The sequence below is a fragment of the Altericista sp. CCNU0014 genome (assembly GCF_044923475.1).
GTDB lineage: Bacteria > Cyanobacteriota > Cyanobacteriia > Thermosynechococcales > Thermosynechococcaceae > JAAURS01.
Genome location: NZ_CP137338.1, coordinates 1,515,400 through 1,537,768, shown reverse-complemented (window position 1 = coordinate 1,537,768; position 22,369 = coordinate 1,515,400). Strand labels below are relative to the sequence as shown.

The window sequence follows — 22,369 nt, the reverse complement described above, 5'->3', positions numbered from 1 at the left end:
GTTACTCCCAGAAAAGTCTCTTCGAGGAGAAATGAAGCGTTCATACTGGCGATCGCTCGAACCTGAAATGACAGTCAATCGATCCACAGGTCTGCTGTTATTGAGTAAAGCTAGGCTGCATTGGCAGAAACCCCAGCGATCGTGTTTTCTGGCAGGAATTATAAGTGGTTCAATCATTGTTCACCTTCTTATTTTCTCGTAATCAGTTTCTTCAATGGTTTACTGGAAGATCAGTGCATATTGCTCGATAACGACGCAAACACAATCAGATTATCCAGATAATGATTGTGCTTAAAAGCCCCTGCACATGTCACTATTCGGAGAGTGGGCTTAGAAGATTTTCCATAAACTGTGGCAGTGGGAAAGCTACGCTTAGCAATCTGCTGTAAACGTTCCACTTTAAATCTTACAGTTCGACCAGTTGCATTCATAACCAGGATTTCATCTCCTACCTTCAACTTTTGCAGATGATAAAAAACAGCAGGTCCTGTTTTTGAGTCAAAATGTCCTACAATCACTGCCGAACCCTTTTCCCCAGGACGATACCCCTTTTTCCACCATCCTGCCAAATCGAAATTCTCTGGAACCTGAAGTGTTCCGTCTTTATTTAAACCAAGCTGAATAATACTTGCATCTACTCCAATAACTGGAATCTGAATTCTAGATGGATTAATTCCTGAGACAGTGGGGACACTATTCATTTTTGGTGTCAAATATGAGCGTGCCTCATCCACAATGGTAGGCTTTTTAATAGGAATTGGCTGAGTAGGACTGAACTGCAAATCATTATTGGTTAAGACTTCGGTTAGTCCCATCAGTCCAACAAGTACTCCTGACAGCATAAGTAGATGTGGGAGATACGGGGATGAAAATCTTAGCCTTGAATTCCGCAAGAGTTGAAAGAAGCTCATAACCAGAGAATACAGGATGAAGAAATATCTTTAGTAAGAAATAGATGCAAGCTGCAAAATAATGCAGCTTGCATCTATTTCTATTTGCGTAAATCAGAAATAAAAGTCGAAAATCCTTCTATTTACGCAAACGATAGGTCATAATGCCAGTGCCCATAAGTGCTAATCCACAGAGAGTAGTAGCAATTGGTAGCACGCCGAACCCATTATCATGAGCACCACCCGCGCCAGCTGCAACTCCGCCCACTGGAGCTGATACACCACCACCACCGTCATCATCATCATCGGCTTGAGCCATAGCAGACTGTACAGATGGAGATGAAATGAGTATAGCCGGAGTTAATAACAAACATCCTATTGTCATTAATCCAGCTGTGTTCTTTTTGAATATAGATAGCATTTTCACGTTCTCCTGTATGTTTTAATAAACAGTGCAAGCACTGAACTAGGATATATAGTACTAATCATATGTGAACCCTCAATGAAAATAGCATGAGAGCATTTTCATACATACAAATAATCCTGCAGGCCAGGTGTACATCTAACGCCAAAATGGGCAAGTAAAGCATTTGAGCAAGTTCAATCGATTAACTCTAATAGCTTGACCTTCAAAGGCAGTTTTAAAAGTAGAAAAACTCTCAAGAGGATAATCTGTTAAGCATCAAAACTCATTAAGGGCCGTAAACGTCATCTTCTACTGCTCCACCTAGTAAGACTAGTGACAGTCCGCCATACCCTCGAACTAGCCAAACATGTATTGCCCACCAAGTAGGATCGTTAAAGTAAGAAACCCCAACACTTAATACTTGAGCAACTAGGCACAGATTAAACGCAATTGAAATGCCATAAAACCCAAGCTGTCTCCAAGCTGGATCGGTGCGCTCTACTTTTGCGATCGCGATCGCACTCATAAGCCCAACTGCCCCATCACGAATGCCAGCGTCTTCTGCACTAACTCAGGGCCAGCTTTTTCGGGCGAACCCACATCAAACGGCGGTTCGGGATTGTACTCGATCGAGAGTTGAACCATCTTGGCAATTTCCTCCCCCCGCAGCAATTTGGCAATCGTCAAACCAAAATCAATGCCTGCCGTCACTCCTCCCCCTGATATCCGATTGCGATCCACCACGACTCGCTCAGTTCCGACCTCAACACCCAACTTGGCAAGTTCTCCCCGCATCGCCCAATGGGTTGCAGCGCGATACCCTTGTAGCAGTCCTGCCTTAGCCAAAAACACAGATCCACCACATACCGAAGTGATGAACTGAGCTGTGTTACCCTGTTTCTTCAGAAATTCCAGCACTTCTGGATCGTCTACGATCGCCATTTGCTTTAAACCGCCGCCGATACAGAGCACGTCCAAGGGCGGACAATTTGCAAAGGTTGTGTCTGGAACAATGACCATACCGTCATCCGCCTCAATCGGCTCTAGCACTTTCCAAATGCGATGGAGTTTGATATCAGGAAGCTCGCTAAACACGGCCTGAGGGCCGACAATATCCAGGGTGGTCATGCCGGGATAGATGACTAAGCCAACGGTATACGGTTGTAGATCGCTCATCAATCAGTCCTTCCACTAACGGTTACTCCGAAATCTCCCTCTATACTAGAAATCAAGATCCGTTGCGCCTAGTCCTCGATCGAGTACTCTTTTCACCGCCATGAGCATTTTCCTGAAACTTTTATTTGAAGAAATTTATCAGACAAAGGATGAAGATGACTTGCGATCGCGCATCGTGCCAAAAATAGGCGAGTATTTTTCGGCAACGCGATGGGGTATTTTTTTCTTCGATGACCTCCAAGAGGCGCTACGCAAATACCTGCCCTTAGCCGATCGCACGCTTCTGAAAACAATGCAAATGGGGCTATCGATCGAACACAATCCGGTCGTGCGCTACCTGGTCGAGCGCCATGCCCCGGTTCACGAAGCATTGGTGGCCTCCCCCAAAGTTTGGACCCTGATTTGTCCTCGCCCGGATCATTGGCATGCGATGGCAGGACCGATCGTCAGCAACGGTCGATTAATCGGTGCCGTGGGCTGTACTCGCGAACGGGCAATGCCTGCCTTCGATACGCAAAATCTAGTCGATATGAGTGCCGTTTGTTTGCACTTATCGGCTTGGGCTTCCACCGTGCGATCGCAACGTGTTTCCGACAGAAAATCTCAGTACCAGGTCTTCAAAGCAGATTGCCTAACGCCTCGCGAATTGCAAATTGCCGGATTAGTGGCCTTGGGGCGAACCAACGCAGAGATCGGGACTGAACTGTGGATTGCCGAGAATTCCGTAAAGCAAGCCCTGAAGCGAATGTTCCGCAAGCTTGAGGTTTCATCCCGTGCAGAGATGGTTGCCCGGCTTTTCGCAACACAATATCATCCGCCAAGTTTGAGCCGCGTTCCGTCGAGCGCGGCCCAGTCTCTATGAAGAACCTTAGGCCGATCGTCCTCTCCAAACAAAATGCGAACGTAAAATGTCGCAAAGGCGCGACCGTAATTCTGTCCGGGGCATTACAAATGTGCCTAAAATAGTGACCGATATCCTTGCGATCGCATTCCATGAAACTAGAACCGTACTTGCCCGAACTTCCAGCATCCCTCTCTCCTTCACTCCGGGTCTCGGTCGTGATTCCGGTTTATAACGAAGTAGAGAGCGTGCCGCATTTGCTGGAGTCGATCGCCCGAGTCCTGCACGCAGAAGGATTAGCCTACGAAATCATTGCCGTAGACGATGGCTCTACAGATGGAACGACCGCACTCCTAAAGCGGATGGCTCTGGAGCGCGCGGACTTGACCGCAGTGCTGCTGCGGCGCAACTACGGCCAGACGGCAGCGATGTCCGCAGGATTTCATCGCGCTAAAGCGCCCATCGTCGTTACCCTAGATGGAGACTTGCAGAACGATCCGAGCGATATTCCAAAGCTCCTAGCCAAGCTAGAAGAAGGTTACGACCTTGTCAGCGGCTGGCGCAAAAACCGTCAAGATGCGGCCTTGACCCGCCTATTGCCTTCGAAGCTGGCCAACGGACTCATCAGCAAAGTCACCGGAGTGTCGCTCCACGACTATGGTTGTTCCCTGAAAGCCTATCGAGCGGAGCTATTGGCAGACATGCACCTCTATGGAGAACTGCACCGCTTTTTACCCGCCTTAGCCTTCATTGAAGGGGCCAAAATTGCAGAGTTGCCCGTCAGCCACCACGCCCGTCAGTTTGGCTCTAGTAAGTACGGACTCAGCCGCACCTTTCGCGTGTTGATGGATCTGATGACGATTTACTTTATGAAGCGGTTTTTGACCCGACCCATGCACGCCTTTGGCTGGTTTGGGTTGATTTCCACAGCAATTGGGTTAGGGCTGGGGCTGCACCTCACCTACGTCAAGCTCGTTTTGGGCGAATCTATCGGCCATCGCCCATTGCTGACGTTAGCCGTGTTATTGGTCTTGGCAGGTCTGGAGCTGTTTTGCTTTGGGCTTCTGGCAGAACTGATGATGCGCACCTATCACGAATCTCAAGGTCGCACCATCTATCGCGTCCGGGAAGTCGTCGAGTCGAGTCACCGCTCGGACCGTTGACCTTCAAACGCGAGCTCCGAGGTTCGCTCGGCCGCTGCTTCGAACGCTGATGCGGCCTGGAGCGTTGCGGGGACGTCGAAAAATTGGGTGGCGATCGCCGTAGAAATCGTAAAGGTATTGAGCCCTTGGGCCGCCAGCATCGCAATATCCTCAACCCGCCGAATACTGGCCACCAGAAGCCGAGTGGTACTGCCAACCCCATCGAGCGATCGCTGCATAGCGCCTAAGTCTTCGCACCCATTGCGGCCAGTGTCGTGGATGCGTCCGAGATAAGGGGCCGCATACTCCGCATGAATGGCGGCTGCAATCAGCACCTGCGGGATGGCGTACACGCCCGTTAAAGTCACCCGCACCCCTTCGCGAATCAGCTGAACCGCTGCCGCCACACCAATCTCAGTCGCAGGCACTTTAACCACCACGCGCGGATCGATCGCGGCGAGACGGATGCCGATCTGATAGTACCGCTCGATCGTCGCGCCCCAAGTTTGGAGCTGCACCTCTCGGACGCCGTAGGCCAACGCTTTCTGCGTCAGAGCAGCAAGGACTTCAACTTGACAAGCAACCCGAGCGTTTTCCAACAGGAGCGGATTCGTCGTGACACCATAAAACAAGCCCAAAGGCAGCCACGCCTCCCACTGGAGCGCGTCCGCACAGTCCAGCATCAGCCGCAGCTCTGAAGTGGCAGCAGAAGACATGAAGCGTTGGGCTGCGGTTGGGATGATTTGAGTCGCGGGATTCATCGGAATTTTGGCCTCAGACAAACAATGCCTCTTCTAATGTACGACTCCATTTAAACTTGGGAATCCTAAAAGAACGCGTCTCTTCCCGATCTCGTTTTTCCCAACGCCGCGCTAGTCTCCGTAATTCTACGGAGATGCGCTGGAAACACTTCCAGGAGAGACATAGAGAGCTTTTTGAAAAGTCAACCGTTTTTATACTCAAAAATTGCAAATTTTTGTGAATGTCGTTTTCTGCTGCCATGCCTTTTGCCTGCCATGCTTTCCTGGAAAGGATCTTGGGGTTTGAGTTCGGGCAGAAAGATCGATTACAGGGTAGAAGACGCCCCTAAATTCGCTGCGAATTTCAGTGGGTTGGGGTAGAGAGTTGCAATTCAACCGAAGCGCGGGCTAAAACACGCATTTCAAGTTCCGTGATTTTCCTGATGCTCTGTAAGCCTTGCCCTTCGTACTCTAGGGAGAGATTGATGCTGCAAAAAGAACGCCCCCTTAAGTGGGGAACTGGATGGGTGTCAGTGCTGGGTCAGACTTTTCGAACTCTTTTGTGAATACCGCCCCTTAAAAAATATGTTGGCAACATCCCCTTCTGAGCTAAAAAGCGAAAGTCTCGAGCTGCTGCAAGCCTACCAGCAGCAGCCCACCACTGAAAAACGCAATCAGTTGGTTCAAATGAATCTGGGGCTGGTTCGCAAAGAAGCCCATCGCTGGGTTACACAGTGTACTGAGAGTTTTGATGATTTGCTCCAGGTGGGCAGCATCGGACTCATTCGTGCCATCGAGCGCTTCGAACCCGTCAAAGGCCACGCCTTCAGTTCCTTTGCAGTACCCTACATCCGAGGAGAAATTCAGCACTACTTGAGGGATAAATGCCCGCAGGTGAGAATTCCGAGACGGTGGCAAGATTTACAGCGTCAGGCGCTAACACTGAACCGGGAAATGCGATCGCAGCTCAACCGCGTCCCAGCCGATGCTGAAATTGCGGAAGCCTTGGGGGTTTCCGAATCGGAATGGCAGGAAGTCAAGCTATCTGTCTACAATCGCTCCGTTCTCAGCCTAGATGCGCCACTGCAAAGCAGCAACGATGAAAATGAAGCGAGTTCGCTCGTCGATCTGCTGCCAGATCGGCAGTACCGGAGTTTTCAGCTCGCCCAAGAAGATCAGCTTCGGTTGCAACTCGCGCTGGCTCAACTCGAAAAACGCACGAGCGAAGTATTAGAGTTTGTCTTTTTCCACGATCTGACTCAAAAGGAAACCGCCGAGCTGCTAGGCATCAGCGCCGTCACGGTCTCCCGACAAGTTAAAAAAGGACTCACGGCTCTCCAAACGTTGATGGCAGGCTCAAAGGATGATGAAACATTCCCTAAGCCGACGGCTGCTGCCCACCGTTAAATCGCAACGAACGAATCGATCGCGCCATGGAGCTTGCCCTATCCGTACAGCGCAAAAGGATTCCGATGAAAAGCCGTTTGACCTGAATCTAATTTGTTAAGATTGTTTAAGTCTTACCCTTAGAGATCGACATAACGCAGTATGACCTTTTTGAATTCTTCCGAGCCTTTGTTGCAGCCCAAGCAAGCAGCGCTGGACATCCAAGACTTAAAAGGTTTACTGCATATTCGCGTTCAGCTCGGCTCCCGCATCCTGCTTCAGTCGCACTATACCCGCATCGACCAAATTTTCGTCCTTTGGGGCGTGCTGTCCAGTCTGATTTTTGCCACGGCCCAGTTTGTCCCGCTTGCCTGGACGACGCAAGCCTGGATTTGGTCTATTTTGACGATTGGTGCTGCGCTTGCAATGACTGTTTTGAGTTGGTGCTGGACGGGAATCGAGCGTCTTCGCTGGCTGATTTGGCTTTGGGTGAGCTTACTCGTCGTTGGAGTGAGTCTTACCGATTACAGTATCTTTCAATGTTGGGGATGGGGAATGGCCCATCTCAGCGAACTGTGGCTGCTGGTGTGCGCTGTCGGTTACTGGGCTACCGGATGGGGACTGAAGTCGCGATCGCTGGGTCTGACGGGTCTGGTTCATCTTTTGGGCTGTCTTGTTTTGCCTTGGACGATGCCCTATCAATTTCTTTTCGCAGGGCTGATCCTGGCGAGTACGCTCTTCTTTTTAGGTGAATATCAATGGGATATGCGTCCCCCTGTCGATTTTGCTAATTTGACGCCATCCCAGCGTCGATTTAACCAGCAGCAACATCTACTCCGACAGGCCGAAATCTAAGTTTTTTTTATTTGGGTTGCTTGCTATTTAGCCCACATTCCGCTGTTTAGAGAGTGATGAAAGAATTAGGAATCTGGCACAGGGAGGAGATAGTAGCTCCAACATTTCACGCTCGTGCTACTGGGCAAGCGCTTTGACGCGCTGTCGCCGTCGCCGCTCCCAAGTTTTTGGCATTACGCGTAGGTGGCGCTTAAAGCTGGTCCATTCCTCCGAACTGAGCTGAACCTGTTGCCAGGTCGGTCGAGCGAGCAATCGATCGGACCAAGCTTGCAGCCGGGGATAATTGGCAAAGGAAATGCCTAAATCGGGCAGGGTGCAGACAAGCATACCCGCTACAATTTCTGCTACTGTGAGCTGCTCGCCAGCAAAATAGGGAAAATTGCCGAGGAGAGGCTCCCAAAAATTGAGTACGTTGATAGCCTGCAAATGCCCGTATTTTGACTCGTCTGAACGGCTGTCATACATAATTAACCTGGCCACTGCTGGAAGCAGCTCGTTTACCGCGACAAGCTGAACCATTCGCACGGTTGCCAAGGTCTTGGCGTCTGCTGGAAGCAGCGGCGGGTTGGGATACTTTGCTTCGAGGTAATCCAGAATAGCAATCGATTCGATCGCGCGAAAATCACCATCCACCAAAACCGGAATGTGACTGAAGGGATTGAGCGCCATAAATTCGGGGTTAAATTGATCGCCATTCAAATTGACAGGCACTAATTCAAAGGAAACCTGCTTTTCCAGGAGTGCCAACCATACAGGACGGGCAAACAGAGAAGGGCGGGCGTAGTAAAGCTTCAACATGGGTATTGGTTTCCAAATCGGGTGTACGAGATCGGGTGTACGAGGTCGTGCAACAAAAGACCGATCGGTCTGTTTTGCGGCAAAAAAATTTAGCCTGTGCGGGCCAGTTGACGGACGTAGGCATCGAGATGGGTTAATGCCCTGTGCAAATGGGCTGTATCTTCGTACAGTTTGGTCAACATGATGGCCCCTTCAATGGTCGCGATTAAAATACTGGAAACGTTTTCTGGATCTACGGTTGAGTGTAACTCTTTACGCATAACGCCTTTCTCGACAATGCGTTGAATCAAGCTGCGCCACGCATCCGCCGCCTTCTTCGCCCTTTCGCGAAGCGCGGGATGGGTGTCGTCGCTTTCTACGGCGGTATTGAGAATGGGACATCCGCCCTGAAGAAAGGGATCGTCCAACAGGTTTCCATAGACATTCAGGATGGCAATCAATCGATCTGCGGCGTGACGCTTGCCGTTTAATGCCCCGATGAATTTTTGCTGAATTCGATGAATGGCAAAGTCAAAGGCGGCTAAGGCCAATTCGTCTTTGCTATCAAAGTGATTGTAGATTCCTCCCTTCTGTAAGCCTGTCAACTGCATCAGGGCAGACATCGAAGCCCCGGAGTAACCCTGCTGGTTAAACAGCGTTGCCGCTTGCTCGATAATTCGCGCTCTGGTGTCTTGGGCTTTGGACATGACTAAAAGACCGATCGGTCTTTTTAAGAATAGCAAATCGGGTTGACTGCGGCAAGATGGGTTCGTGGCTTCGGAATTCGCTTTAGGGTTCGAGTCAAGTTTAGAGTTGCATGACGACTTTCCCGAAGTGACTGCCGCTTTGGAGGTGGCGGTAGGCTGCTGGCGCTTCGTCTAATGGAAATACGCGATCGATGACGGGTTTGATTTGATGCAAGGCGATCGCCCGGTTCATGGCTTCAAACATTTCCCGGCTTCCTACATAAATGCCTTGCACGTCGATGCTGTTGCGCAAAATATAGGTATGGTTCACCTCACCTGCGCCGCTCAACACGCCAATCAAACTGACCCGACCGCCAACCCGCGTCGATCTTAAGGAGCGCTCTAACGTACCAGCGCCTCCCACTTCAACAACTTGGTCTACCCCCTCTTTCTGGGTTAATTCCCAAACTTTTTCCGGCCAATCTGGATGGGTTTTGTAGTTGATGGTTTCGCGCGCGCCCATTGCTTTGGCCCGTTCCAACTTCTCATCGCTGCTGGAGGTAATGATGATGTTGGCTCCTAATATTTTGGCAAATTGCAGCGCGAAGATCGAAACCCCACCCGTCCCGAGCAGCAAAACGGTTTCGCCCGCCGCCAAACCGCCTCTGGTCACGAGGGCCTGCCAAGCAGTGACGGCAGCGCAGGGCAACGACGCGCCTTCTTCGTAGGATAGGTGTTCTGGGAGATGCACGACTCCTTCCTGGTTGAGGGCGACATACTCGGCCAGCATTCCGTCAATTGCCCCACCCATTGCCGATTTGATTTTCTCGCGGGTGAGCCGACCTGCAATCCAATCTTGGAAGAAAATCCCAGCCACGCGATCGCCTACCTTTACCCGCGTCACTCCTTCCCCAATTGCAACCACCTCGCCCGCGCCATCGGATAGAGGGATGAGAGGCAGCTTTAGTCCGGGATAGAGACCGCTGACAACCATAGCGTCTCGATAATTTAAGGACACGGCCCGAACCCGCACCAAAACTTGTCCGAACCCTGGCGTCGGGTCGGGTAAATCGACGGGTCTGAGTCCTTCAAGGCCAGACGCGGTTTGAATTTGATAGGCTTTCATCGATTTCTCCCATTGCGGCCTTGCAAATAGCAAACATCCAAATAGCAAACATCTATATCAAGGGAATAGATGAGCGGGTAGATCTATCGATGGATCTACCCGCTAACGGGTTTCAATGGAGTTCATCTTATCTTAGGAGAAAGTGCCTGTCCGTTATCTCGGTTGCGGAGCGCTCTGAATTTGTCCCGGCAAGCAACCCAGTTGAAAATTCAATGGGTGCTTAGCTTGAGACCATCCCGGCCTGCACCCGGTCGGAGGCTGTTCTTGAAAACCCTGGACTTTAAGGGGTTTCATCATCGTTTGCGATTCAGATTGTCCTGGTTTGGCTTGGATGTGGGTTGGCAAACAACCGAGCTGAGGGTTAAGGGGATATGTTGCCTGTTCCCATCCGGGCGGGCAGCCCGTGGGGGGCTGAGATTGATGCGCCGCGCCGCTGAACTGGGGGACAGCCAATGCGCTGGAGGCGATCGCCAACCACGTCAGAGGTGCGATGCGGAGAAAGGAGTTAATGCATTTCATACGGAATACCTTCCTGGTTAACTTGCAAACATAGAGGTATCTTCGGCAATTTCCAGCTCGGGCGAAGCGATCGAGATCTACAGCCACCATGATATTGCGCACTTGAGGTAAGCGAGCGAAGCATGCCAATTCTGAAGTAATAGGGGAATAGTTTTCTACGCCTTTTTCTACGCCTTAGAGTTCGCAGAACTTATCAATTTTGGTCGATCCAACATGGTAAATCAGTAGAAGTAGACCATTAAGCGCACCCACTGATGTCCCCTCACCCACAGCACCAGGAGGTTAACCATGATTGAAAAAATTTTATTGGCAGATTCTGGTACCGGACAGACCGAGCAAATGCTCAACGCCCTCATGGAGCTTCCTGCCATCCAGCGCGCCACCGTAACGGTGCTGCATGTGGTGCCTCCCCAAGTGAGCACCGAAGGCATGCAAGAAAAACGCGAAGAAGGAGCCAAAACCTTAGCAAAAGCAGTTGAGGGGCTTCACCTGGATCCGAGTAAGTTTATGGCCGTCAATACCATCCTCCGGGAAGGCGAACCGAAGGATGAAGTGTGCCGCGTTGCGGAAGAGATCGATGCCGATCTCATCATCATGGGATCTCGGGGACTCAAGCGCCTCCAATCCATTCTGGAAAATTCCGTCAGTCAGTACGTGTTTCAACTGTCTTCCAAGCCCATGCTGCTGATTAAGGACGACGTGTACGTCAAGCGCCTCAATCGCATCATGGTGGCGATCAATGCTTCTGCCGCGGCCAAGGAATCCCTCGACCTTGCTCTTCAATTGCTTCGGGATAACAAGAGCGGCAAACTGATTTTGGCTCACGTGATTCCTGACGCAACCGAGCGCAAAACCCTCACCTCTGCCGAAGCCGAGCGCGATCCGCTGCTGGCCCCAGCGATCGCCGCTGCAAAGCGATTTGGCGTGACCGTCCAGTGCGTGGCGATGTCCGGGAAACCGGGCGAAGCCATCTGTCGCATTGCTGAGGAGAGCCATGCAGACTTACTGATACTGGGTTCCCCCGATCGTCGGCCCTCGGTTGCTCGGAGTTTGCCCGACTTGGATCGGCTCTTGGGGACTTCTACCTCAGACTATGTGAGGGTCCAGGCTCCGTGTCCCGTGCTATTTATTCGCAAAGGCGAGTAAGCGCTGGGGCTGTAGGGTCCTGACTCCAACCGACCAACATCCTAGCGGTGTCTGAATCTAAGGGAGCTGATGGCGCGCAAGCGCTTCCCAACTCCCTGGCAACGCAGTCCCGGAAAAGACCGCCTTAGAGCATGACTGCGGAAATTACTTACGAAATTGTGCGGAGTCCGCTGAGTCTATCCCCCGTTGGAACTTACGTGTATTCAACGATGTGCTGAACATGCAGATTTTGAATAATGAAGTCAATGGTTCATCAACACAACGGGGGGCTTCATCGTGGCTTACAAAATCTCGGCACAATCTGAAACGCTAGAATTGCTAATGGCTTATCGCCAAAAACCCTGCGTCCATCTGCGCAATCGCATTGTCAATGCAAATGTGGGCTTAGTGCGCAAAGTCGCTCATCGCATCGCCCATCAAAGTTCTGTCCCGTTTGAAGATCTAGAGCAGGTAGGCTATATCGGTCTGATTACCGCGACCGAGCGCTTCGACCCTACCCAAGGCTACGCCTTTAGCTCCTTTGCCATTCCCTACATCAAGGGCGAAATGCTCCACTTCCTGCGCGATCGAGCCAGCACAGTACGGATTCCCAGGCGCCTCCAGCAGTTGAGAAACGAGGGCGATAAAGTGTCTCAAGCGCTCGTTGCAAAGCTGGGCCGTCAGCCCAACGAGCTGGAAATTGCCGCAGCGCTGAATATCGATGTGGAAGAATGGCGGGCTGTGAAGCTGTCATCCATCAATCGAGCACCGATGAGTTTAGATGCCCGAATTCAAGCGGGTCAACAGACAGAGAGCGCGACGACCTTAGGCGATACGTTGATGGATGCCCACAGTGCTTTTCTGCAAAGCTGCCAAGAGGAACGTCTGGAGCTACAACACGCCCTCAACCAGCTTGAAGGAAAGACCCGCGAAATGATCGAATCGGTGTTTTTACATCAACATTCCCGTCAAGAAGTAGCAGCCCGGATTGGCGTCAGCCCCGTCACTGTCACCCGACGCATCAAAAAAGGAATTGAAGAATTAGCAGAGATGCTTCAGATCCCATCTTTAGCTGCTCTAGTTGAAGGGTAAGCGTTAGCGAAGAGATGGTTTAAAGTTTCGCAGATATTACACTAGCCCCCTATCCCCCTAAAAATGGAAGGTTAGGGGGATAGATTTTGACTATCTCACTCAGAATAGGAGCTAGGAGAGGGCTATCTCACTTACCCAGCTTTTTCGCGACTGTATAACGGCCCTAAGTTGGGCGGTGGCCTTGTGCCTGATCTTTTCTCCCGACAGTCAGCAACTGGCAATCGCCCCACCACCCATCAACAAAAATACAGACCGCAGCAGGAAAGCCATACCGCTAAAACTCAGCAACAAAACCAGAAATGGACCGAACATAGGACTAGAAGCCGCCAGTAAAGCCTAACGACCAAGCTCACCCGCCGTAGACAACCTCTGAATCTTAACAGAAACTTTTAGGGGGTCGGGTGCAGCGACTTTATGGGGAGACGAGCACTAGAGAGAAATAGGAGACGACCATGCATGCGGCGACAGAATTCATGTCTACTAACATATAGCACTACGGATTTTGCTTAGGACGCACTGCTTAATCAAATCCTTACTGCTCAAAGCGGGCTATTTACAAACGTCTTAACATGCTCTCGTAGGGCTATATCGCTCGCTCCTCACCAAAAATTCTAGGTTGATTGAAGAAAAGCTTAAAGTAAAAAATCGGGAGAACTTGCCAGGATTTGAGGACGACCATGCAGCCGTCGTCACTTGATGACTTCTAACATATCGTATCGCCTCTTATCCCTTACCCTACCCTCTTAACGAATTCTCAGGGAACAAGGCTTCAACCTTTTCCATAATCTTTTCGCACGTGCAGGCGGCAAGCTCCCTCCGTTCAATCAAAATCAATGAAATTAATCTACCATGAGCACCCAAAACTATGTTGCCTATATCGGTATTGACTGGGCAGATCGCAAACACGATATTGCCCTCTATGACTGCACATCAGACATCTGGCAAGAATACACGATCAAAACCCGTCCCCAAGACATCCTAGATTGGGTCAATCAACTGCGAGCACGCTATGGAGGAGGAAAAATCGCGGTCGCCCTGGAACAGAAAAGAGGCACGTTGCTCTATGCCCTGTGTCAATACGATAACTTGGTTTTGTTTCCCATCAATCCTCGTACCGTTGCGAACTACCGTAAAGCTTTCCAACCCTCTCGCGCTAAGTCTGACCCAGTAGATGCCCGTCTGTTGGTCGAACTGATGCAGAAGCATCCAGAAAAGCTAGTTTGCTGGGTACCGGGCTGTCCTCAAACTCGTGCCCTCAGACAATGGGTGGAATCACGGCGAATGCTCGTGGGCGAGAAAGTCAGACTGACTAATCGTATTACCGCCGCTCTCAAAACATACTTTCCTCAAGTGCTCGATTGGTTTGAGGATAAAGACACTTTGGTCTTTTGCTCATTTATGGAGTAGTTTACATCCGTGACCGACGCTCAAGCGGCAACCCCGCAGCAATTGACCCAATTCTTTCGCTCCCACCAGGCTGGACGCAAATCGGCGGACTCTTGGTGCGCAGCTTTCGCCCGACGTATCCGACAAATCCAAGAGGCAGGGCCGCCTCTGACTCGCGACGAGGCCATTGTGATTCCGGCTCAAGCGTTGACCAGTGCCTTGATTGCACTGTTAAAAGTCGTGCTCACTCAGCTCAATGATTTTAATGCCAAGATTGTGACATTATTTGAGTCCATTCCCGATGCTGAACTCTTTTCCAGTCTGCCAGGGGCTGGCCCTCATCTTGCACCTCGTCTGCTTGTGGCTTTCGGTGCAGAACGAGACCGTTTCGCTTCGGCACAGGCCTTTATGAGTTATGTCGGCATTGCTCCAGTGAAAGAAGAAAGTGGCAAGAAGCGATGGGTGCATTGGAGGTGGTCTTGTCCCATTTTTCTCAGGCAAACCTTTGTCGAATGGGTGAACCAGTCCAGACGGTTTTCGCCTTGGGCACAAGCTTTTTATCAAAAACAAAAACGCGCAGGGAAGTCCCATCAAACTGCTATTCGCTCACTTGCATACAAGTGGGGCAGAATTCTTTGGCGCTGTTGGCAAGATAATACGCCCTACGATGAGCAGAAATATCTAGCTGCATTAGCATGCAAGAAGTCTCCTCTTATCAAGCTTTTAGGCGCTAATGATATAGAATCTCACCCCCTCGCACAGGCTTAAGTAGCCCAGTTGAGACAATGAAATTCAGGTTCAATCCAAATCGCTAGCAACAAAGGAATTTTCGGCAAAAATAACTTGCTACTGATGTAGAACTCTCAGTAGTAGGTGAATTTCACTTGACTGAACACTGCCCAGAAACTTAGTGATTGACTCCGTCTACCTCAGGGACTATGTTAGGCTTCGCCTCCGATACGCCTCTCACCGTACATAAAATATTCATCGTGCGAATAAAACAGCATCCATTCTCCAGAAGGCGGAAATATTACCGCATCTTCAGATGAAGGCTAGCAAAAATCATCCCAATATTTGCAGAACACTTTCCACCTCACCAAAGCAGCAAGATTATTGCTCCACGATACAACTACCGCTTGATACGACTATGTTGAGCGATCAAGTAACCATTGCCGAACTTCTGACTCATCACCAGAAGTATTGATGCGTGAAATACGCTCAAACAAAGATTCGTTGAGTCCTGAGTGGCCAGAGAGTTCCAACAAATATCGACACAACTCGCGGGCTTTACTCTCGCTAAGAGGATGTATGGAGTTTAGGGCGATGTTGGGTAACTTATTCCAGCGAGAATCAGTCCAGCGCCATTTGAGAGGGAATGAATCCAGAGGGCGGTAATCGGATTCTTCGATTTTAAGCATTGATCATACGAGACACGAGCCGCATAACTATTGTTTAAACGACAAACTGTCGTCTAACACCCTCTATGGGATGTTTATCTAACATGATGTCGTCTAACATCCTAATTGTCGTTCGCGACGGGAAGGGATTTCAGAATAGGCAAACGATGTTGCCGTCTTCCCTCGTAGAATCTCTGCAAAGCTAGCTCCAGTATGCAAAGAAGCTCCACCAACAAGATTTGAGCGCAGGATTGGGAGAGGTATTTCTGCCCAATGCACTAGAAAAGAAATATCCAAATCTCAATCGAGAATGGGGGTGGCAATACATGTTCCCAGCTATCAGCCTTTCGAGGATTCCAGGATCCAGCGTAATGCGACGGTATCATATTCAGGAAAGACCGCTGCAAAGGGCGGTAAAAATAGCCATTAAATCAGCAGGCATAGCCAAACATGGCAGTTGCCATACATTCCGCCACAGCTTTGCCACTCACCTGTTGCAAAATGGCTACGACATCCGTACCATACAGGAATTACTGGGGCATAAGGATGTAAAAACAACTATGATTTACACCCACGTTCTTAACAAGGGCGGTCATGGGGTACGCAGTCCCTTAGATGAATAGACTTCTTTCATAAATATCCTAGCGATTAAATATTTTCTGGGAAATTTTATCCACCCATCGCCTGTCCTGCAATCCAACCCGTCGTCCAGGCATTCTGAAAATTAAACCCACCCGTTACGCCATCCACATCCAAAATCTCGCCCGCAAAGTACAGCCCCGGACAACAGCGACTTTCCATCGTCTTAAAATTAACTTCCGCGAGAGGAATGCCACCGCAAGTGACAAACTCATCCTTAAAAATGCCCTTACCCCGAATCTCAAACTGCCCCTGCGTCAATTCCAGCAACAGTAGATTCAGCGCTTTCTTAGAAAGATCGGCCCAGCGGAGTTCGGGGTCGATCCCTACAGATTCAACCAACCGCTGCCAGAGCCGTTGAGGTAGGGCAACCGGGCAATGCTTGGAGATCGCCTTCCTCGCCCATTCCTCCTTCACCCTCAACAACACGCCCCGCAACACTTCAACCTTTAGGGCAGGCAGCCAATTTACTTGAATAGCAGCTCGGTACCGCGCATCGTAAAGCAACCGCGCGCCCCAAGCCGACAGCTTGAGCACCGCAGGCCCGCTCGCACCCCAATGGGTAATCAACAACGGTCCTTCCTGCTCCAAAGGCTTTTGACCCTCCACCAGCAGCTTCACCCGCACCAAAGGCACCGACACCCCCGCCAACGCTGCCAAGCGAGGATCGGAAATATTAAACGTAAATAGGGAAGGAACGGGTGGCACGAGCTGATGGCCCAAACTTGCCGCCAACCGATAGCCCAAAGGATGGCTGCCCGTTGCCAAGAAAAGGCGATCGCACCCGATCGTTTTGCCGCCCTTAAGTTGCACAGTAAATCCAGAGGCCGAAGGGATAACCTCCGTCGCCGCCGCCCCAGTCGCCACCTGCACCCCAGCTCGTTGAGCAGTGTGGACCAGACAGTCCACAATCGTGGCGGAATCGTCGGTCGTCGGAAACATGCGCCCGTCAGGCTCGGTTTTGAGCGCCACCCCACGGGACTCAAACCACGCCACCGTATCGTGGGGCTGAAACCGAGCGAAAGACCCGCGCAGAGCCTTCCCCCCGCGCGGATAATACTGCACCAACGCCGTCGGGTCGAAGCAAGCGTGGGTCACATTACAGCGACCCCCACCCGAAATCCGAACCTTAGCCAACACCTGCGGGCTGGCCTCCAGTAGCGTCACCTGGGCGTGGGGACTGGCTTCAGCAGCGGCGATCGCGCCAAAAAAGCCAGCCGCTCCACCCCCAATCGCTACAATTTTCATAGCGTGCCGCCGCTCAAAGCATTACGCACCGGGTTGAGACTGCTTTAAGTAAGCCTCAATTGCATCGGAGGCAATATCGGCCAAGGTGCGCCCTTGAACTTCAGCAGCCTGCTTGAGATCCTCAAACACCTTAGGCCTTAAATTCACGCGATACCGGAGGCGATGGCGATCGGCACTCGCCTTAACGGGCGCTGGGACGTAGGTTTGAGCGTAGCTTCGCAAAGCATCAAAGCCAACCCGATGGCAAAAATCGCCAAAGCTCTCTGGCTTGCCGTCGGTCGAGCGTTTTTCCTTAAAAAATACGAGCAGCGGCTCTAGAAACGTCTCTAGTTCGGCAATCGGAAGCTTTTCTACAAAGGCTTGTGCCAGCCGCGTTTGATGGGGACTGCTCCCCAACCAAACCTGATACGTATCCGGCGTAATCCCGACAAACCCAAGCTCGGCCATATAAGGACGAGCGCAGCCATTGGGGCATCCCGTCATCCGAACCACGAAGTGCTCTTGTCCCAATCCAAGGCGATCGAGCAACGCTCGGATCCGAGCCAACACCCCAGGAATCGCGCGCTCCGACTCCGCGATCGCCAATCCGCAGGTCGGCAGTGCCGGACAGGCCATGGCATAGCGCACCATCGGGTCGATAGCCTCGACGGGCTGAATGCCGGAAGCCTGCAAAATCCGGTCGATTTCAGCGCGATCGCCGGGCTGAATGCCATAAAACAGCACGTTTTGATGCGGCGTCAAAAGGATAGGCAGCGAGAACCTTTCCACCAAAGTTTTCAGGGCAGTTTTAAGTCGAAACTCGCCCTCATCTTTGACCCGTCCGTTCTCGACGGAAATCCCCAAGAATAACTTGCCATCGCCTTGCTCGTGCCAGCCCAGAAAGTCCTTATATTGAAATTCTGGCAGCGCCTTGTAGGGCAAAATAGATCGACCAAAATACTTCTCAACCGTTTGCCGGAACTTTTCTAACCCCCAGTCATGGACCAAGTACTTCATGCGGGCATGCCGTCGCTGGGTGCGATCGCCGTAATCCCGCTGGGTCGCCACGATCGCCTTAACCAGATCGTAGACGCTGTCTTTATCGACGTAGCCTAAGGGATCGGCAGCGCGGACAAAGGTTTCTTCCTTATTGTGAGTGCGCCCCAGACCGCCCCCAACCAACACGTTAAACCCTTCTAGTTCGCCCTCAGGGCCGGTCATGACAATTAAACTGACATCCTGGGTATAGACATCCACAGAATTGTCGCCCGGAACCGTCACCGCAATCTTAAATTTCCGGGGCATGTACTGCTCCCCGTAGATCGGCTCCTTAGGACTCGATAAATTGCTGTGGTGAATATTCCGCAGGCGGGCCGCCTTGACCTCAGGATGCTCCTCCGCAGAAATTGCCTTTTCGCCATCCAACCAAATCTCGTAATAGGCACCGGACTGCGGCGTCAAGAGATCGGCAATCCGGTTGGCATAGTCGAGGGCATACTGATACTCGGGACGATTTTTATAGGGGGCGGGCGGAGCCATCACGTTGCGGTTCAGGTCGCCGCAAGCCCCCAGAGTAGAACCCATGCTGCGAACGATTTCGACAATGGTGGCCTTAAGGTCGCGCTTTAAAACGCCGTGCAGCTGAAACCCTTGGCGCGTTGTCGCCCGCAAGGTTCCATTGCCGTAGGTATCCGCCAATCGATCGAGCGTCAAAAACAGCTCCGGCGGAATAAACCCGCCCGGACTGCGCGTCCGCAACATCATCGAGTAGTCTTTCTCTTGACCTTTGACTCGATTGTCTCGATTGTCCTGTTGATAAGAGCCGTGGAACTTTAAAATCTGAACCGCATCTTCACTAAAGTGATTCGTATCGAGTTTCAGTTCGCTGAGCACGGGCTCCCGCAGATAGTTACTTTTTTCCTTAAGAAACTCGACCTTAGAGCGCTTTGCTTGGACGGGGACAGTCGGTAACGTATTAACCATGGACACAGGTGCAGGAATGATAGTTGAAATCTAGAGCAGCGATCGCAGCCACACTCGGTCGGGGTTGGAGCCAAAAGCCCGGATGCCAAAGCGATCGACATCTCAAAGCTCAGACTTGGATTCCCTGTAAAACTGACGTTTAGTAGTGACGCTGGCTCGCAAAACCATTAAATCCGGTAATCCGCTCGGAATAACGATCTTGACATTTATTGTATCATTCCTTGAAGGATCCCGCAGGTGAGATTCTATATCAAGAAATGTAAAACGGCTGAGATTCAGATTTCAAAAACCCATCAACGCTTGGTACGACCGTTAGAACTAGCAACATCACCCGACTCAAGCAAAAGGATATTTATTGCGATCCGGGCAAGTCAAGCCCCAGCACTGCTCCAATCGCTCTACCCGGTGATAGTGCTGAAACTCTCTCGGACTGAGAAATTTAACCTTTGCATCGAAGATGCGCTGATTTAAGAACTCCCAGAGGGGAAAATCGCGGTCGAAAATACGTTGGAACATGATGCTTGATAAAACCCCTATACTCGATCTAACCATTTCTATGAGTTAGGGTGCCCAAGTATTTACGTTGATTTTTAATCCAGATGCTTGTGGATCTAAACTTTTTTTTAAGCACCTCTGTCGAGCCAAAAGCCCATCGAGCGATCTTCGATCGCGGGTTGCGTTCTGTCCCGATCGAAAGAGACTTCGGCAAGACTCTACAATGGTCTTTGGGAATGTCAATAAGGAACCTTAAAGGTCAATGTCTTTACTAGACTGGTTTGCAAATCGTCAAAAAACAACACCAGCTTCTCACGCTCAACCGGAACGAGAGATTGCGGACGGTCTCTGGAGCAAGTGCGAAGCCTGTAGCGTGATGACCTTTACCAAAGATTTGAAAGCAAACCAGATGGTGTGCGTCGATTGCGGCCATCACATCCGCATCGATAGCCGCACTCGCATTGCTCAGCTGATCGACAGCGGGACTTGGTCGCCCATGGACGAGCGCCTGACCTCCTGCGATCCGCTCAAGTTTCGCGATCGCAAATCCTACGGCGATCGCCTCAAAGACTATCAGGAGAAAACCGGACTTACGGATGCAGTTCAGACTGGCATTGGCAAGTTAGAGGGCCTACCCATTGCCCTAGGCGCAATGGACTTTAGCTTTATGGGCGGCAGCATGGGTTCGGTCGTCGGCGAAAAGCTAACCCGTCTGATCGAACGGGCCACGCAAGATCGAATCCCCGTCATTATCATCTGCGCTTCCGGGGGAGCTCGCATGCAGGAAGGGATGTTAAGCCTCGTGCAAATGGCAAAAACCTCGGCGGCCCTCGAGCGCCACCGCGAACATCACCTGCTTTACATTCCGCTCTTGACCCACCCCACCACGGGCGGCGTGACCGCTAGCTTTGCCATGCTGGGAGATATCATTTTGGCCGAGCCAAAGGCCACCATTGGTTTTGCCGGACGGCGCGTTGTAGAGCAAACCCTCCGTGAAAAGCTGCCAGACAACTTTCAAACCTCAGAATATTTGCTAGATCGCGGCTTCGTGGATGCGATCGTGCCTCGGACCCAGCTCAAAGCCACCCTTGCCCGACTGATTCGCCTCCACCAACCCGTCCCCGCAGCCCTCGCTTAAAGAAACAGCACAACCGTTATTAGAACGTCTATTCCTTGTTGTAGCGTCATCCTGCGATCTCGAAACAGCAACGTTCCGCGCTTTTTAAGAGTTTAATAGCAGTCATTTTGGGAAACATCCCCTGCAATGGCATGATATTAACGGGAGTAATGACATTGAAACCGATGGTCTTCAATCGCGGTGCTCGCTTTTGAAGCGAGCGCATGCCTCCCTGTCCGGTCTGCGATCGGATAGATCTTAAGTCTGTGTTGAGAGCTTGATTCACTGAGGAAATTGAAAGGAGAACTATGTTGAGACGATACTTTGGGCTAGTGGTGGCCGCAGTATTCTTTACATTCCAGCTCTGGACGGGCGTTGCTCAAGCGGCAGAACTCGATGCGCTTACCCGAACAGTGCCCCTAAACGGGAGTGGAGACACCATTACTCTTACCCGCAAACAGTTCGACGACGGTCGCAAGCTGTTCGATGCCGCCTGTGCGAGCTGTCATGTCGGCGGTGTGACCAAGACCAACCCAAGCCTTGGCTTGGATCCCGAAACCCTAGCCCTTGCTAACCCCAATCGCGATACCATAGAAGGGTTGGTAGACTACATGAAAGATCCGACGACCTACGATGGGGAGGAATCTATTGCCGAAATTCACCCCAGCCTCAAGAGTTCTGACATCTTTCCAAAGATGCGTAACTTGAGCGAAGATCAACTCGTAGACATTGCCGGCTACATTTTGGTCCAGCCTAAAATCTTGGGCGATAAGTGGGGCGGCGGCAAAATTTACTACTAACGCGATCCGCAATCTCCTCCGGTAATTCCCTAGCAAGTTTTAGATAATCTGGTTTTTAGATAAACATGCTAAAGTCCGTTTGCTGGCGCTGGCTTGGGATAATCGTACTGGTGGTGTTCGGAGCTGTAAGCACGCCCGATCTCGTTTGGGCGGCAGAGATCGATCCGTACGTGCAACGCTATCTCAAAGCCTCTGAACCGATTAGTTTACCTTTGAATCAGGAAGGCGAATCTCGCTCTTTTACGGCAGACGACCTGTCAGTAGGTAAGCGCCTCTTTGAAGAGAACTGTAAAAGTTGTCACGTGGGGGGCGCGACGTTACCTAATCCTTTAGTGTCGTTGTCTTTAGAAGATCTCAAAGGTGCAACGCCGCCTCGCAACACGATTGGTGCTTTAGTGGCCTTTCAACGCGAACCATTGACCTATGACGGTCAAGACTTTGGGTTTGGATGTCGAGAAGTTTCTGAGCGCTGGTTGACCGCGGGAGAGCTAGAAAACCTAGCTGCCTTTGTGCTGAGGGCGGCGGAAGTTGCACCGGGCTGGGGAATCGAAAGATTTTAAGAAC

Annotated in this window: 24 protein-coding genes; 12 read left to right on the top strand and 12 right to left on the bottom strand. The window is 51.1% G+C overall.

Annotated elements, in window-relative coordinates; genetic code table 11:
• Window positions 1-230: 230 nt before the first annotated feature.
• From R6H26_RS07730 to R6H26_RS07715, 4 genes are all read right to left on the bottom strand, one after another.
• On the bottom strand, window positions 231-842 hold the full coding sequence (locus tag R6H26_RS07730) for a class F sortase (RefSeq protein ID WP_404789716.1): 612 nt from the start codon (window positions 840-842) through the stop codon (window positions 231-233).
• A gap of 187 nt (window positions 843-1,029) precedes the next feature.
• Entirely contained in the window at window positions 1,030-1,311 is a 282-nt protein-coding gene (locus R6H26_RS07725) for a hypothetical protein (protein ID WP_404789714.1), read from the bottom strand.
• Between the two features lie 271 nt (window positions 1,312-1,582).
• A complete protein-coding gene (locus R6H26_RS07720; protein ID WP_404789712.1) occupies window positions 1,583-1,822 on the bottom strand; it encodes a DUF6220 domain-containing protein in 240 nt (79 codons plus the stop codon).
• A complete protein-coding gene (locus R6H26_RS07715) occupies window positions 1,819-2,472 on the bottom strand; it encodes a DJ-1/PfpI family protein (RefSeq protein ID WP_404789710.1) in 654 nt (217 codons plus the stop codon). Before R6H26_RS07715 ends, R6H26_RS07720 begins: the two co-directional genes overlap by 4 nt.
• A gap of 100 nt (window positions 2,473-2,572) precedes the next feature.
• On the opposite strand from R6H26_RS07715, the gene R6H26_RS07710 reads away from it, so the two are divergent.
• Both R6H26_RS07710 and R6H26_RS07705 read left to right on the top strand, forming a co-directional pair.
• Entirely contained in the window at window positions 2,573-3,334 is a 762-nt protein-coding gene (locus tag R6H26_RS07710) for a LuxR C-terminal-related transcriptional regulator (protein ID WP_404789708.1), read from the top strand.
• Window positions 3,335-3,465: 131 nt separating this feature from the next.
• A complete protein-coding gene (locus R6H26_RS07705) occupies window positions 3,466-4,476 on the top strand; it encodes a glycosyltransferase family 2 protein (RefSeq protein ID WP_404789706.1) in 1,011 nt (336 codons plus the stop codon).
• Here R6H26_RS07705 and R6H26_RS07700 read toward each other — a convergent pair.
• Entirely contained in the window at window positions 4,458-5,237 is a 780-nt protein-coding gene (locus tag R6H26_RS07700; RefSeq protein WP_404789704.1) for a transaldolase family protein, read from the bottom strand. The genes R6H26_RS07705 and R6H26_RS07700 overlap by 19 nt on opposite strands.
• 543 nt (window positions 5,238-5,780) lie before the next feature.
• On the opposite strand from R6H26_RS07700, the gene R6H26_RS07695 reads away from it, so the two are divergent.
• Window positions 5,781-6,602 carry an RNA polymerase sigma factor SigF gene (locus tag R6H26_RS07695; RefSeq protein WP_404789702.1) on the top strand — a complete coding sequence of 274 codons (822 nt, stop codon included), beginning with the start codon at window positions 5,781-5,783 and terminating at the stop codon, window positions 6,600-6,602.
• Window positions 6,603-6,743: 141 nt separating this feature from the next.
• Window positions 6,744-7,436, top strand: a complete 693-nt coding sequence (locus R6H26_RS07690; RefSeq protein WP_404789700.1) for a hypothetical protein — start codon at window positions 6,744-6,746, stop codon at window positions 7,434-7,436.
• Between the two features lie 117 nt (window positions 7,437-7,553).
• Here R6H26_RS07690 and R6H26_RS07685 read toward each other — a convergent pair whose 3' ends face one another.
• The 4 genes from R6H26_RS07685 to R6H26_RS07670 form a co-directional block, all read right to left on the bottom strand.
• The gene (locus R6H26_RS07685; RefSeq protein WP_404789698.1) at window positions 7,554-8,234 is read right to left on the bottom strand and encodes a glutathione S-transferase family protein; all 681 of its coding nucleotides are present in this window, start codon (window positions 8,232-8,234) and stop codon (window positions 7,554-7,556) included.
• A gap of 89 nt (window positions 8,235-8,323) precedes the next feature.
• On the bottom strand, window positions 8,324-8,920 hold the full coding sequence (locus R6H26_RS07680; RefSeq protein ID WP_404789696.1) for a TetR/AcrR family transcriptional regulator: 597 nt from the start codon (window positions 8,918-8,920) through the stop codon (window positions 8,324-8,326).
• Window positions 8,921-9,020: 100 nt separating this feature from the next.
• Window positions 9,021-10,025: an NAD(P)-dependent alcohol dehydrogenase gene (locus R6H26_RS07675; RefSeq protein WP_404789694.1), complete on the bottom strand. Its 1,005-nt coding sequence runs from the start codon at window positions 10,023-10,025 to the stop codon at window positions 9,021-9,023.
• 153 nt (window positions 10,026-10,178) lie between these two features.
• Complete coding sequence (locus tag R6H26_RS07670; RefSeq protein ID WP_404789692.1) at window positions 10,179-10,544, bottom strand: hypothetical protein; 366 nt, start codon at window positions 10,542-10,544, stop codon at window positions 10,179-10,181.
• 288 nt (window positions 10,545-10,832) lie between these two features.
• Between R6H26_RS07670 and R6H26_RS07665 the strand changes: the two genes are divergently transcribed.
• The 5 genes from R6H26_RS07665 (at window position 10,833) to R6H26_RS07645 (ending at window position 16,167) form a co-directional block, all read left to right on the top strand.
• Window positions 10,833-11,690 (top strand): universal stress protein, encoded by an 858-nt coding sequence (locus R6H26_RS07665; RefSeq protein WP_404789690.1) that lies wholly within the window; start codon window positions 10,833-10,835, stop codon window positions 11,688-11,690.
• A gap of 276 nt (window positions 11,691-11,966) precedes the next feature.
• Window positions 11,967-12,761: an RNA polymerase sigma factor SigF gene (locus tag R6H26_RS07660; protein ID WP_404789688.1), complete on the top strand. Its 795-nt coding sequence runs from the start codon at window positions 11,967-11,969 to the stop codon at window positions 12,759-12,761.
• An 849-nt stretch (window positions 12,762-13,610) separates the two neighbouring features.
• Window positions 13,611-14,168 (top strand): transposase, encoded by a 558-nt coding sequence (locus R6H26_RS07655; RefSeq protein ID WP_404789686.1) that lies wholly within the window; start codon window positions 13,611-13,613, stop codon window positions 14,166-14,168.
• A gap of 168 nt (window positions 14,169-14,336) precedes the next feature.
• Complete coding sequence (locus R6H26_RS07650) at window positions 14,337-14,915, top strand: transposase (RefSeq protein ID WP_404789684.1); 579 nt, start codon at window positions 14,337-14,339, stop codon at window positions 14,913-14,915.
• Between the two features lie 868 nt (window positions 14,916-15,783).
• The gene (locus R6H26_RS07645; protein ID WP_404789682.1) at window positions 15,784-16,167 is read left to right on the top strand and encodes a tyrosine-type recombinase/integrase; all 384 of its coding nucleotides are present in this window, start codon (window positions 15,784-15,786) and stop codon (window positions 16,165-16,167) included.
• A gap of 46 nt (window positions 16,168-16,213) precedes the next feature.
• On the opposite strand, the gene R6H26_RS07640 is transcribed toward R6H26_RS07645, so the two are convergent.
• The 3 genes from R6H26_RS07640 to R6H26_RS07630 form a co-directional block, all read right to left on the bottom strand.
• Window positions 16,214-17,431 carry an NAD(P)/FAD-dependent oxidoreductase gene (locus tag R6H26_RS07640; protein WP_404789680.1) on the bottom strand — a complete coding sequence of 406 codons (1,218 nt, stop codon included), beginning with the start codon at window positions 17,429-17,431 and terminating at the stop codon, window positions 16,214-16,216.
• A gap of 21 nt (window positions 17,432-17,452) precedes the next feature.
• The gene (gene sir / locus R6H26_RS07635) at window positions 17,453-19,393 is read right to left on the bottom strand and encodes a sulfite reductase, ferredoxin dependent (protein ID WP_404789678.1); all 1,941 of its coding nucleotides are present in this window, start codon (window positions 19,391-19,393) and stop codon (window positions 17,453-17,455) included.
• 336 nt (window positions 19,394-19,729) lie between these two features.
• The gene (locus tag R6H26_RS07630; RefSeq protein ID WP_404789676.1) at window positions 19,730-19,909 is read right to left on the bottom strand and encodes a hypothetical protein; all 180 of its coding nucleotides are present in this window, start codon (window positions 19,907-19,909) and stop codon (window positions 19,730-19,732) included.
• A 241-nt stretch (window positions 19,910-20,150) separates the two neighbouring features.
• On the opposite strand from R6H26_RS07630, the gene accD reads away from it, so the two are divergent.
• From accD to psbV2, 3 genes are all read left to right on the top strand, one after another.
• Window positions 20,151-21,026, top strand: a complete 876-nt coding sequence (gene accD, locus R6H26_RS07625) for an acetyl-CoA carboxylase, carboxyltransferase subunit beta (protein ID WP_404789674.1) — start codon at window positions 20,151-20,153, stop codon at window positions 21,024-21,026.
• Window positions 21,027-21,313: 287 nt separating this feature from the next.
• Window positions 21,314-21,805, top strand: a complete 492-nt coding sequence (gene psbV / locus R6H26_RS07620) for a photosystem II cytochrome c-550 (protein WP_404789672.1) — start codon at window positions 21,314-21,316, stop codon at window positions 21,803-21,805.
• A gap of 65 nt (window positions 21,806-21,870) precedes the next feature.
• Window positions 21,871-22,365 (top strand): photosystem II cytochrome PsbV2, encoded by a 495-nt coding sequence (gene psbV2 / locus R6H26_RS07615; protein ID WP_404789671.1) that lies wholly within the window; start codon window positions 21,871-21,873, stop codon window positions 22,363-22,365.
• The last annotated feature ends 4 nt before the right edge of the window (window positions 22,366-22,369 follow it).